The 12,729-nt window shown below is 51.5% G+C and carries 13 protein-coding genes; 3 read left to right on the top strand and 10 right to left on the bottom strand.

Features of this window, described 5'->3' with window-relative positions; translation table 11 throughout:
* Positions 1–82 precede the first annotated feature (82 nt).
* A complete protein-coding gene (gene hcxB / locus ACJHYO_RS17810) occupies positions 83–1,168 on the top strand; it encodes a hydroxycarboxylate dehydrogenase HcXB (protein WP_000253506.1) in 1,086 nt (361 codons plus the stop codon).
* 66 nt (positions 1,169–1,234) lie between these two features.
* Complete coding sequence (ybiE, locus tag ACJHYO_RS17805; RefSeq protein WP_212734104.1) at positions 1,235–1,294, top strand: hypothetical protein; 60 nt, start codon at positions 1,235–1,237, stop codon at positions 1,292–1,294.
* A 102-nt stretch (positions 1,295–1,396) separates the two neighbouring features.
* Here the strand turns inward: ybiE and ybiJ are convergent, their stop codons facing one another.
* From ybiJ to mcbA, 5 genes are all read right to left on the bottom strand, one after another.
* Complete coding sequence (gene ybiJ / locus ACJHYO_RS17800) at positions 1,397–1,657, bottom strand: DUF1471 family protein YbiJ (protein WP_000849301.1); 261 nt, start codon at positions 1,655–1,657, stop codon at positions 1,397–1,399.
* 264 nt (positions 1,658–1,921) lie between these two features.
* Entirely contained in the window at positions 1,922–2,188 is a 267-nt protein-coding gene (ybiI, locus tag ACJHYO_RS17795; RefSeq protein ID WP_000146357.1) for a C4-type zinc finger protein YbiI, read from the bottom strand.
* Between the two features lie 73 nt (positions 2,189–2,261).
* Positions 2,262–2,939: a PKHD-type hydroxylase YbiX gene (gene ybiX / locus ACJHYO_RS17790; protein ID WP_000990158.1), complete on the bottom strand. Its 678-nt coding sequence runs from the start codon at positions 2,937–2,939 to the stop codon at positions 2,262–2,264.
* 215 nt (positions 2,940–3,154) lie between these two features.
* Complete coding sequence (locus tag ACJHYO_RS17785) at positions 3,155–5,437, bottom strand: catecholate siderophore receptor Fiu (protein ID WP_085455253.1); 2,283 nt, start codon at positions 5,435–5,437, stop codon at positions 3,155–3,157.
* A 264-nt stretch (positions 5,438–5,701) separates the two neighbouring features.
* Positions 5,702–5,962: a DUF1471 family periplasmic protein McbA gene (mcbA, locus tag ACJHYO_RS17780; protein WP_000710618.1), complete on the bottom strand. Its 261-nt coding sequence runs from the start codon at positions 5,960–5,962 to the stop codon at positions 5,702–5,704.
* Positions 5,963–6,237: 275 nt separating this feature from the next.
* Here mcbA and rlmF point away from each other — a divergent pair, with 275 nt between their 5' ends.
* Positions 6,238–7,164: a 23S rRNA (adenine(1618)-N(6))-methyltransferase RlmF gene (rlmF, locus tag ACJHYO_RS17775; RefSeq protein ID WP_001275941.1), complete on the top strand. Its 927-nt coding sequence runs from the start codon at positions 6,238–6,240 to the stop codon at positions 7,162–7,164.
* Here the strand turns inward: rlmF and ybiO are convergent.
* From ybiO to dps, 5 genes are all read right to left on the bottom strand, one after another.
* Complete coding sequence (ybiO, locus tag ACJHYO_RS17770) at positions 7,161–9,386, bottom strand: mechanosensitive channel protein (RefSeq protein ID WP_085455254.1); 2,226 nt, start codon at positions 9,384–9,386, stop codon at positions 7,161–7,163. The two genes, rlmF and ybiO, sit on opposite strands and share 4 nt — an antisense overlap.
* A gap of 116 nt (positions 9,387–9,502) precedes the next feature.
* Positions 9,503–10,225, bottom strand: a complete 723-nt coding sequence (gene glnQ / locus ACJHYO_RS17765; RefSeq protein ID WP_000569080.1) for a glutamine ABC transporter ATP-binding protein GlnQ — start codon at positions 10,223–10,225, stop codon at positions 9,503–9,505.
* Positions 10,222–10,881: a glutamine ABC transporter permease GlnP gene (gene glnP / locus ACJHYO_RS17760; protein ID WP_001159065.1), complete on the bottom strand. Its 660-nt coding sequence runs from the start codon at positions 10,879–10,881 to the stop codon at positions 10,222–10,224. The genes glnQ and glnP overlap by 4 nt, the downstream gene beginning before the upstream one ends.
* A 138-nt stretch (positions 10,882–11,019) precedes the next feature.
* Entirely contained in the window at positions 11,020–11,766 is a 747-nt protein-coding gene (gene glnH, locus ACJHYO_RS17755) for a glutamine ABC transporter substrate-binding protein GlnH (protein WP_000843864.1), read from the bottom strand.
* Positions 11,767–12,169: 403 nt separating this feature from the next.
* Entirely contained in the window at positions 12,170–12,673 is a 504-nt protein-coding gene (gene dps / locus ACJHYO_RS17750; protein ID WP_000100800.1) for a DNA starvation/stationary phase protection protein Dps, read from the bottom strand.
* Between the last annotated feature and the right edge of the window lie 56 nt (positions 12,674–12,729).

The raw sequence follows: 12,729 nt of genomic DNA, 5'->3' as shown, positions 1-12,729 counted from the left end.
TTCCTGCATCTTTATTGACCTTCCCGCGCCCGGCGTGCAGCATAAAAAAACAACAAACACATAACATAAACAGGAGTTAACCATGGTAAGTGGTCATCGCTTTGATGCTCAGACGCTGCACAGTTTTATTCAGGCTGTATTTCGTCAGATGGGTAGTGAGGAACAAGAAGCGAAATTAGTCGCCGATCATTTAATCGCGGCAAACCTGGCAGGGCATGATTCACATGGTATTGGCATGATCCCAAGCTATGTGCGCTCCTGGAGTCAGGGGCATCTGCAAATTAACCATCATGCCAAAGTCGTTAAAGAAGCGGGGGCGGCGGTCACGCTCGATGGCGATCGCGCATTTGGTCAGGTCGCGGCACACGAAGCGATGGCGCTGGGGATTGAGAAAGCGCGTCAGCACGGCATTGCCGCCGTGGCGCTACATAACTCGCATCATATCGGCCGTATCGGTTACTGGGCAGAACAGTGTGCAGCGGCGGGGTTTGTCTCTATCCACTTTGTTAGCGTGGTCGGTATTCCAATGGTCGCGCCGTTCCACGGTCGCGACAGCCGCTTTGGCACCAATCCGTTCTGTGTGGTTTTCCCTCGTAAAGATAATTTCCCGCTGTTGCTCGATTACGCCACCAGCGCCATTGCATTTGGCAAAACCCGCGTCGCCTGGCATAAAGGCGTCCCCGTGCCGCCAGGTTGCCTGATTGACGTTAACGGCGTGCCGACGACAAATCCGGCGGTAATGCAGGAGTCGCCGTTGGGTTCGCTGTTGACCTTTGCCGAACATAAAGGCTACGCCCTTGCAGCGATGTGTGAAATTCTTGGCGGGGCGCTTTCTGGCGGTAAAACGACGCATCAGGAAACGTTACAAACCAGTCCCGATGCCATTCTTAACTGCATGACCACTATCATTATCAACCCGGAACTGTTCGGCGCGCCGGATTGTAGTGCACAGACCGAAGCCTTTGCCGAGTGGGTGAAAGCCTCGCCGCATGATGAAGATAAACCGATTTTGCTACCGGGCGAGTGGGAAGTGAACACGCGTCGCGAACGGCAGGAGCAGGGGATTCCACTGGATGCGGGAAGCTGGCAGGCCATTTGTGATGCGGCGCGGCAGATTGGTATGCCGGAAGAGACGTTGCAGGCTTTCTGTCAGCAGTTAGCCAGCTAAAAAAAAGCCCGTCCAGTGGCGGACGGGCGAACAAGGGTAACATAGGATCAATGAGGGTTAGAGCATATGCGTCTGTCGGCAAACAGACAGGGAAATACTTGTGCTGAACGTAGCGTAAACGCCTGATCCAGCCAACGGTTCGGATTTTGTAGGTCTGATAAGACGCGGTAGCGTCGCATCAGGCATCTGTTGCCGGATGCGGCGTAAACGCCTTATCTGTCCTACGAATTACTTATAAATTACCGCAGTACCGCTTAATTTATTGTTGTTGGTGGCGGAAGTAATGCTGTATCCACTGGCACCGGCCGCCGCGGCTTTCTCAGCCAGTTTCGCTTCCAGGGCATCGAGGGTGGATGCGCCATCGGCAGAAACCACGCCGATTTTATTCATGTTCTGTGCCTGGGATGCCGTTACCGGTTCCGCCGCGAACACGCCAAATGACAGAGTTGAAAGAGCCATAGCAGCAACAACAGTATTGATAGTTTTCATAATTAATCTCTCGCAGGTGATTTTTGTATAAGTGACGTTGTTTCGTCGATGTGATGAGTATCACGTTTTTTTACGAGAGATAAAATCGAAGAGAATTGACCACCTTGTTCAAATAAATTGATTGATATCTAACATAATGATAATCCATTTATTTGTTGAACTTATGGACTTGTTTTATGCAGCGTGGCAGTCACGACAGCGTTAAAGGCACGGAATGCCACGCAAAATACAAATTATACTCGCTATACATCCCGCCAGTTGTAGTTAACGTAACTGGCTGTCTTTCGAACCTCTGCGATTATATCCTGTATAAGCTGGTTTTTGTAAATCTTTCTCCTGTTGGCAATGAATGCATAAGCGCACGCCAGGAATGGCTTCCCGACGGGCCTGCGGGATAGGGGCACCGCACTCTTCACATTCATACAGGCTTTCGCCACGCGGAATTTCACCCCGAGCGCGGGCAATCGCATCTTCAATTGTACTGTTGATCTGTTCGTTGACGGCGTCATCATTAGCCCAACCGGATGCCATATCGTCCTCCCCATATCAATGCTTGTACAGTTAAGTGTAGCTAATATAGGGACGAACTCGGGCAGTTCAAGCGTCAGATCTCCGACCATTCCCGCAGCAGATTATGATAAAGATTGAGCAGCGACAGGATCTCTTCACTTTCGCCGTAGTGGCTTTTCAGCGACTGAATATTGTTGTCCAGTTCAAACAGCATGGCGCGCTTTTTATCATCGCGGATCATCGACTGGATCCACATAAATGATGCCACTCGCACGCCGCGGGTTACGGGTGTCACGCAATGCAGGCTGCTGGAGGGATACAACACCAGATCGCCTGCCGGGAGTTTTACCCGATGTTGCCCGAAGGTGTCATTAACGACCAGTTCGCCGCCGTCGTAGCTTTCTGGATCGCTTAAAAACAGCGTGGCAGAAAGGTCAGTGCGCATCCAGCCGTTTTGTGGATGGCTGCGTACTGCGCCATCCACATGAAAACCATAGGTTTCATTGTTCTGATAGCGATTAAACAGCGGCGTGGAAAGGGTACGCGGCAAGGCCGCGGCAAAGAACAAAGCATGTTGGTTAACCGCGTTCAGCACCTCATTTTGCAGGGCGGCGTACAGGGCGCTGCGGGTGTCTACTTGTTGATTGTTCTTAACTTGCGCACCTTGTGCGCCGGTGGTGACGCGCCCATCCACCCATTCGGCTTGTTCCAGGTGTTCGCGAAAACGGGCGACGTCCTGTGGCGATAACACGCCGGGAATGTGGTACATCATACAAGTTCTCCAAAAAGTGGGGCCTGCGCCCCACACCGATTTTTAACAGCAGGCAATGGTGCTCAGGTGCCGGATGCGGCGTGAACGCCTTATCCGGCCTACCAAATGATGTGAATTCAGTGTATTGCACAACCTTGTAGGCCTGATAAGCGCAGCGCATCAGGCAGTCCTGCTCTCGCCATCAACATTAGTGAGCCTTGCGCCCCACATCTGAATCAGAAATGCATATTAGCTGTGAGCAAGAAGGTTCTTGGCTCGCCCGGGTGATAACGGTAGCCGCTCTTATTGATTGAGGCGACGTAATCGGTATCAAACAGGTTGTAGACGTTTAGCTGGAAGTCGAGATTGCGATTAACCCGATACCCCAGTTTGGCGTCGGCGACCCAATAACCTTCGGTAAATGCTGGCGTTCCCACCGCGCCGTCTGAACCTTTATGCATACTGCCGATATACCGTGCGCCCGCACCAACAGAAATATCATCGGTTGCCTGATACTGGCTCCATAAGGTGAAGGCGTGTTCCGGGGTATACGGCAGCGATGAGGAACCATCCTGGGCAAAATCTTTGCCGTTTTTGATAGTTGCTTTTTGCTGGGTATAGCCGCCAATCATCTGCCACGCGGGAGTGATATTCCCGGCCACGGATATCTCGTAGCCTTCGACACGTTTCTTACCATATTGCGAATAAGTCCCGTCATCATTTTGCTCAACTTCATTTTCAATATCAGTACGGAACAGCGCGGCGGTAAGTAGCAGGCGTTTATCCAGAACCTGCCATTTGGTGCCAATCTCGCTGGTGTTGGCTTTTTGTGGTTTAAAATCGGTGCGGTTGGCACTGTTACCGCTGCCAGACTGCGCAAGGGCGAAGTTGTTGCCGCCCGGCGGCTGCTGGGAAACGGCATAGTTAATATAGACATTGCCGTTTTCCGTCAGGTGATACAGCGCCCCGGCTTTCCAGTTCACCAGATTGCCCGACTTGGCGGTGTCGACGGTGGTGACCGGAGAACCTTTTGCCACACCAGCTGGGCAGGTGATGGCACCGCGTCCGCTGCCGCCGCAGGCGGTGGCACTGTCATATTCAGTATGATAATTATCCAGACGGATCCCGCCGTTCAGCTCAAAATCACGGGTGATTTGCAGCGTATCGAAGGCGTAAATTGCGAAGGTATCCGTCTGACCATTGGCGTTTGCGCCGTTGCGCGTCAGGCCGCCGGGATGAATGCTGCTGTCAGGATGATAAATATTTACCGCGGGTAACGTCACCGGATTAACGCCGTAGTTAGTCTGCGTTTCACGGGTAAATTCCACGCCGGTACTGACATCATGACCGATAGAACCGGTATAGAACGTCGAGGTCAGGTTGGTCTGGTTGGTGAGAATTTTATTACTCACATCTTTGGTATTCGCCGTGCGTGACCAGGTCCAGCTATTCACATCGCTGGTGGGCTGAGTAATATTCGACGCCCCGCCCATAATCGCCGTCATCAGGTAATCCTGCTTTACGCGCGACCAACGGGTAGTATTGCGAATGGTGGTGTTATCGTTGATGTCGTGCTCAAAACGCATGGTGGCGGTGTCGGTGGTCGAATCGTCGTAATCGGAATCCGTGCCGTAAAAGTTATGAGTATCAACTTTTCCGGAATGATTCAGGGCCGCTGTTCCCGCAGATGGGGCAGAATAACCCGGTAAACCGATGGTCGGAATGCCGCCGTCTGGCGTGTTGTGTTGGGTGACATGCAGATAATTAAGATACAAACGATTCGCGGTACCAAGGCCAAAAGCGACAGAAGGGGCGACGCCGTAACGCTCATTTTTGACTTTGTCGCGTCCGGCATCGTGCGTTTTTTCGCCCATTACATTCAGGCGCACCGCAGTGGTATCACCAATGACCTGATTGACGTCCAGCGTGCCGCGGCGGAACCAGGCGCTGCCAATACTGGCGGAGGCGTCAATGCCGGAATCATTGCGCGGCTGTTTGCTGATCATATTGATCGAGCCTGTCGGCGCGCTGCGCCCGTAGTCGGTGCCGGACGGCCCTTTAATTACTTCGACCTGCTCGGTATTGAAGGTGTCGCGCGAGACGCTGCCGATATCGCGAATGCCATCGATATAAATACTGTTAGAGGTATCGGCACCGCGCATATAAATGGCGTCGCCAGTGGTGGAGTTACCGTTCTCACCCGCAAAAAACGCACCCACGCCGGGGACGTTTTTGAGCGCGTCGGTAAGGTTGGTTGCACCCTGATCTTTAATCACTTGTTCAGAAATCACCGTCATCGTGCGGGTAGTATCCGCTACCGGACGCGAGAATTTCGGATCGGCAGATTGTTGTGGCGCATAAAGCGAAGGCGTTGATGCTTCGACAACCAGCGTGTCATCCGCGTTAGCTTGCCCTTCGGCAGCGAGTGCCTGCGCCACAGGCGTAATACCAATACAAAGACCGGCAAAGAACGTGAGCGAATGAAATTGTCTGGCAGGGAAATTGCGATTGTTTTCCATTTTGCAGGTGACTTTTTCTTATATGGTGAAATTTTCACTGTCACGAGAAAGCATCTCTGCGGATGCGATGCCACTGTTAATCCCGTGATAGCGTACGTGCAAGTGATAATAATTTTGATAAGCATTATCACTTGGCGCGATTTTCTATCACCCATTGCGCGAAAAAGAAATACATTTATTTACATTGCGTTCATATTTGATGTTTTTTGCTTACAAATCGGACGAAAACTGCATCCAGAGACGAATGCAGTTACGTTGGTGGGGTTATTTGTAGATGATTGCAGTACCGAACATCTGGTCATTTCCGCCTGCGGAATTAATGACATAACCTTTCGCGCCTTGTTCGCGCGCTTTTTCTGCCAGTTTATCCTCCAGATCGCTTAGGTTTGATGCGCCAGTTGCCGAAACGGTACCGGCGGGCCGTAGTTGACCACTGTCCAGGTTACTCATCGGTTGCGCGGCATAAGCCGTGAGAGAGATTCCGCTCAGGACGGTGGCAATCAGTAGTGTGAGGCACTTTTTCATAATGACATCCTCATAAATACAACGGGTAGTGCCAGATAAGTGTAGGTCGCCTGCGCGATGAAAATGACGCAAAAAATTGACAGAGATGTGCTTATTTTTTGAACGATATGTTTTTACAAAATAAGACAAATCAATGACATGCATGATGATGATTTTTATGGTGAATTGCCATAAACCATAGCCATGTGAAGGTTTTTAGAAATGATAAACGCAGCCAGATATTTACCCTGTCGCGTTATGCGGGTATCTTACGCCGCTGCTTAAAGGAGAATGCTATGTCCGCCCAGAAACCGGGGTTGCATCCGCGCAACCGTCATCACAGCCGCTACGATCTCGCCACGCTTTGTCAGGTCAATCCTGAACTCAGGCAATTCCTCACGCTTACACCCGCCGGGGAGCAAAGCGTAGACTTTGCCAATCCGCTGGCGGTGAAGGCGCTCAATAAGGCGTTGCTGGCCCATTTTTACGCCGTAGCGAACTGGGATATCCCGGACGGTTTTCTCTGCCCGCCAGTACCGGGCCGGGCGGATTATATTCATCACCTTGCCGATTTACTGGCTGAAGCAAGCGGAACAATTCCAGCTAATGCCAGCATTCTGGATATCGGCGTTGGTGCGAACTGTATTTATCCGCTGATTGGCGTACATGAATATGGCTGGCGTTTTACCGGTAGTGAAACCAGCAGCCAGGCGTTAAGCAGTGCGCAGGCGATCATCAGTGCTAATCCGGGGCTTAACCGCGCTATTCGTCTGCGTCGGCAAAAAGAGAGTGGGGCGATTTTTAACGGCATCATCCATAAAAACGAGCAATACGATGCGACCTTGTGTAACCCGCCATTCCACGATTCCGCCGCTGCGGCACGGGCAGGTAGTGAACGTAAACGCCGTAACCTGGGGCTGAACAAAGACGATGCACTGAACTTTGGTGGTCAGCAACAGGAGTTGTGGTGTGAAGGCGGTGAGGTCGCTTTTATCAAAAAGATGATTGAAGAGAGCAAAGGCTTCGCGAAGCAGGTGATGTGGTTTACCTCGCTGGTATCTCGTGGTGAAAACTTACCGCCGTTGTATCGTGCTCTGACGGACGTAGGTGCGGTGAAGGTGGTAAAAAAAGAGATGGCCCAGGGGCAAAAGCAGAGCCGCTTTATAGCCTGGACCTTTATGAACGACGAGCAGCGCCGCCGTTTTGTCAATCGCCAGCGTTAAAGCGTTGGCTCCCCCGGCGGCAACGGTTCAGCCGGGGCCGCGCCCGGAGCTGGCAGCACCTGATAAGTCTGCACCGGCGCGCGAACACCCGCCAGGTCGAAATGTTTTTTCACCTGGCTGTCGAGGGCAAAGCGGACCGTCCACTGTTTGAGTGGCAGCGTGGTGAACGAAACACGCAGTGTAAACGCGGTATTGCTTAAGCCGACAATCCCGGCAAAGTTCGGTTCACCAATAACCAGCCCGCGAATTTCTTCGTTTTCCATCAATTCTGCTACCGCATCTTTCAGTGCCTGATTGGCTTTATCAGCATCTTCATGGCGATCAACATCGTAGTTTGCCACTACCGAACCAATACCGCGGACGAAGTTAGCAAAGGTGGTTATCGAAGACCACGGAATGATGTGATACGCCCCGGTATCCTGGCGCACGCCCACGGAGCGAATCGACATCCGTTCCACAGTGCCGGTCAACGGCCCGATAGTCACCAAATCTCCAGTGTTCATGCCGTTTTCAAACTGAATAAATACTCCGGTAATAATATCTTTCACCAGCGTTTGCGAACCAAACGAGATAGCCAGACCTAATGCCCCGGCACCTGCCAGCAATGGCGCGATATTGACGCCGATTTCCGACAACACAATCATGATGGTGATGGTACTGATAATCACCGCCAGCGCGTTACGGAACAGCGTCAGCAGGGTTCGCGTACGGGCGCTGGGTAGCGGGCGGCCATGAATATCCGAAGCCAGCCGGTTTTCTATCAAACTGGCGAGCACCGTCCAGCCAACCGCCGAGAAGAAAAGAATGAGTGCGATACGGATCAGGATATCTACGGTTTTCTGCCCCGCTCCGTTTTGCAGCCAGTTCCAGAAATCGAACAATCCCCATGCGCTCAACAGCAGCATTACCGCCACGCAGACTGTCAGAATACGCGCTGTTTTCAGTGCCGCCGAAAGCCATCCATTCAGCCGTTTTTGCAGCTCGGGATAGTTACGCTGAGTATGTGGCGAGAGGGTGATGGTTTTCGCCAACCAGCGGGAAAACATACCGGAAACAAATGCTGCGATACCAATAATCGCCAGGCTGCGCACCGTTGCACCCATCATAAATTTCAGGCTGTTGCCCGGATCGAACAACGAAAAGAAAAACAGCACGATAAAATAGGCGCTTGCCAGCCAGTGCCACACCAGCGCAAAGGCGCGGATAAACAGGCTGAAAAAGGCCAGCGAATGCTCCGCAAAGTTGAGCAAATGCTGGGTGATCTCTTTTTTATTACGAAAAATCAGGTACAACGCCCAGACGGTCATGCACAGCATAATGATGACGTTCGCCAGCGCACCTATCTGTACATTCACCTGATTAGAGATAATCGGCACAGCCACAATCAGACCATAGCCAATCAGGCTGCTTAACCAGCTCAGGCGACGACTCCAGTAACGGGCGGTCTCGTCATGAATCGTGAACGGGCGCAGTTCAGCCACGTTTGGGCAAAAAATCAGGCGTAGTACGGCTTTGAAAAATTCAATCAGGGCAAAGGCGTTGAGAAACAAACTTTGTTGGAAAGCGATGGTGCGACTGCCCGCATTCAGGTTGTCGCTTAAAACCTGACCGACAAATAATGTCAGTGCCAGTAACAGCAGGTCGATAATAAACGCCCCGATAATCATCGCCGGAAGCTGCAACCAGTTACTGCGCTCACGATTTTTTTGCCGCGCCCACTGGCCCATTTTGCGATACAGCGGAAGTGCGCACAGGCGAATCAGCCAGTAAAAACCAAACACGAATACCGCTAACATTGAAAAATGGGTCAACGCATTGCTGAAGGTTTGTGGATTAAACGGCTTATGCGGGGAGCCGGTGATATTGCGATAAAGTTGTCCGAAGCGGGCGGAAAGGGCTTCACCATAATGGCGGCTGACTTCGGTGACTTTTTGCAGCACGGTTTGCTCTTCAACCAGCGTCGGCGGCACGATCTTCGGTACGGGTTCCGCAGGGGGCGTCGCGGCGACGGTGCGCAACTGGTCGATCAACTCTTTACGCGAGGTGTCATTATCCAGCACATCCGCCAGTGCGCCATAGGCCGCTTTTTTTTGTTCGATATCCGGTTCCGGGGCCGGTTCAGTCGTTGAGTCCGTTGTCGTTGTGGTTGTAACGCCGGGTATGGATACCGCGTGGGCAGGTGCGCCCAACAGGCAGAAGAGGATGAACAGGATCCACCGCATGACTCCTCCAGTGAGAAAACAGAGCAAAAAGATAAGTATAGATGCTGGAGGCTGGGCGATTTTAAATGAGAGGAATCTGGTGTGCCTCCCTTTCGGGGGAAAGGGAGGCAGAGAAGTTAAGAGACGTGCTGCAAAAATTCCTGCAAGCGCTGGCTCGGCGGGTTCTTGATCAACACCTGCGGATCGCCATCTTCTGCAATCCGGCCTTTGTCGATAAAGATCAGGCGCGAAGCTACTTTCTCGGCAAAACCGATTTCGTGGGTCACGATCACCATCGTCATCCCTTCTTCAGCCAGATCCTGCATAACCTTCAGCACTTCATGGCGCAGTTCCGGGTCAAGAGCGGAAGTCGGTTCATCAAACAGCATCATTTTCGGCTTCACCGCCAGCGCGCGGGCAATCGCCACACGCTGCTGTTGACCACCAGAAAGTTCGGAAGGGTAGTGATGTGCACGCTCTGCCAGACCGACTTTCGCCAGCAGCTCACGCGCCAGTTTTTCCGCCTCTTCTTTATTCGCGCCACGCACGCGTAGCGGGCCAAACATGACGTTTTCCAGCGCCGTCAGATGCGGGAAGAGGTAAAACTGCTGGAACACCATACCCGCTTCCTGGCGAATCAGGCGCTCATCAACTTTCGGATCGTTAACCTTCAGGCCATCGACAATCAGATCGCCGGAGGTGATTTCTTCCAGTTTGTTGATGCAGCGCAGCAGGGTCGATTTACCGGAACCGGACGGCCCGATAATCACCACGACTTCGCCCTGAGCAATGTTCAAATCGATATTGTGCAGCACCTGGGTTGGACCAAAATGCTTGGAGACGTTTTTAAATTCAATCACAGGATTTTCATCCTTCTTTCCAGACGACGCAGAATAAAGCTCAGCACCAGGGTAATAATCAGATAGAACACCGCCACGGCGCTCCAGATCTCCAGGGCGCGGAAGTTACCGGCAATAATTTCTTGCCCCTGACGGGTCAGCTCAGCCACGCCGATAACAATAAACAGCGAAGTGTCTTTAATGCTGATGATCCACTGGTTACCCAGCGGCGGCAGCATACGACGCAGTGCCAGCGGTAAAATGACGTAGCGAATGGTTTCCCAACGTGAAAGACCGAGCGCCAGTCCTGCTTCACGAAAACCTTTGTGAATAGACAGCACCGCACCACGCGTGATTTCCGCAATGTACGCGCCGGAGTTGATCATGATGGTGACCACCGCCGCAGTAAACGGGTCGATGCGTAAATCGTTAAACGCCATCGGCAGGGCGAAATAGATAAACATCACCTGGACGACGATAGGTGTGCCGCGGATCACTTCAATAAAGACCAGCGCGACGTGGTTGGCTATCCAACCACCGAAGGTGCGTGCAAAACCTGCCAACAATCCGATCACCAGACCGCCAGCCAGACCGAGGACCGAAATCCACAGGGTCATTTTGGCACCTTCAATCAGAAGCGGAATGGCAGGCCAGATGGCACTCCAGTCAAACTGCATATGTTGTTCCTGTTACCGTGGTGTAAATAATCAAATTCAGGGTAATTAATGGCCCCGGAGCGGGTTTGCGCCCTTCACCCTAATCCTCTCCCCGGCGGGGAGAGGGAACTGCCAGTGCGCTTTACAGGCGCAGCGTTATTATTTCGGTTCAGTACCGAACCATTTTTTGTAGATTTCGTTGTAAGTTCCGTTCTCGCGCAGGGTTTTCAACGCGCCGTTGATTTTGTCACGCAGCTCGTCGCTACCTTTCGGGAACGCAATACCGTATTGCTGTGCTTCCAGAGAGTCACCTACCGCTTTGAACTGACCGTTACCGGCGGTTTTGATGAAGTACAGAATGTTTGGCGTATCGTGCAGAACGGCGTCTGCGCGGTTGGTGCCCAGTTCCATATAGGCGTTATCGATGTTCGGGAACTGACGCAGATCTTTAGTTTTGATGTTTGCTTTCGCGTAATCAACGGAGCCAGTGCCGCTCTTCACAGCAACCACTTTCCCGTCGAGATCTTTCACGCTTTTCACATCGTTATTGTTAGCTTTCACCATCACTAACAGGCCGCTTTTGTAGTAGCCGTCAGAGAAATCGATCGCTTTTTTACGCTCGTCGGTGATGGTAATGCCCGCCAGCGCCAGATCGACGTTTTTGGTTTGCAGTGCTGGAATGATCCCACTGAAATCCATCGGCTTCAGTTCGTAATCCAGCTTCAGTTCTTTAGCGATGGCAGCCCACAGATCAACGTCAAAGCCCACGTATTTATCGCCCTGTTTAAATTCAAACGGAACGAAGGCAGTATCCGTCGCGACAACTAATTTTTTATCCGCGGCATGAGAAGAAACCGCAAAAGCCAGGGTCAGTGCAGCCAGTGAAACTTTTAATACAGACTTCATAGCATTTCCTTTTTTCTATCCACGGGACGATCCCCTGCGTGACATTCACATATATGAAAAAATCGTGCCAGTTTTGCAACTCATTGATTTTTCGAGATGCGGCAAAAACGTGATGCACGATTTATAGGGCAATACCCTGAAGATGCACCATTCTGGGGCACCAAACTGGTGCGCTAAAATTGTGCACTCAACACAGTGATTATTTAGCGTAAAACATGATGAAAAAACAATCTTTATGTAACGATTGCGTGATGATGTGGATACAAAAAATTTACTTAACCAGCAGGGGATAGCAGATGGATGCACTAAATAAGTGCGTTGAGGCGGGCTACAAAACAAAACGGCCTCCTGTCAGGAAGCCGCTTTTATCGTGTACTAAAGTTCTGCACCATCAGCGATGGATTTATTCGATGTTAGACTCGATAAACCACAGGAATTTATCCAGGTCGCGAGACGCGGCGGTCAGGATATCTGCGGTGTCGTCATCTTTCGCTTCGCCAATCGCTTTGCGTACGTCATTAGCGACGATTGCGTAACGGTCAGCCAGCTCTTTCAGGTGATCCTGAACGTTGTGGATGTCCAGCGGGTAACTTTTCAGCGGAGTTTTGCTGTTGATAACTTGAGTGGTCCCCAGAGCTACACCGCCCAGCTGCACTGCACGTTCTGCCATGGTATCCAGATGATCGATCAGTGCAGTGCGGAAGCCATCCAGCATTTCATGTACGGCAATGAAGTTAGCGCCGCGCATGTTCCAGTGCGCTTGTTTGGTAATCAAAGAAAGATCAATAAACTGGATAACCTGGCGATTCAGCAACTCTACTGTTGCTTTTTTCTCGCTGTCAGAGACATCGTTGCGGGTATAAAGCAGATTGGTCGCTTTTGATTTAACTAATTTAGCGGTACTCATAATTTCATATCCTCTTGATGTTATGTCCCAGTAATTAACGAGACTAAGTATAGCAC

This window comes from Escherichia sp. WS1118, from assembly GCF_046487695.1.
Lineage (GTDB): Bacteria > Pseudomonadota > Gammaproteobacteria > Enterobacterales > Enterobacteriaceae > Escherichia > Escherichia coli.
Note: the sequence above shows the minus strand (reverse complement) of the source record. Positions and strands in the feature narration are given on the sequence as shown.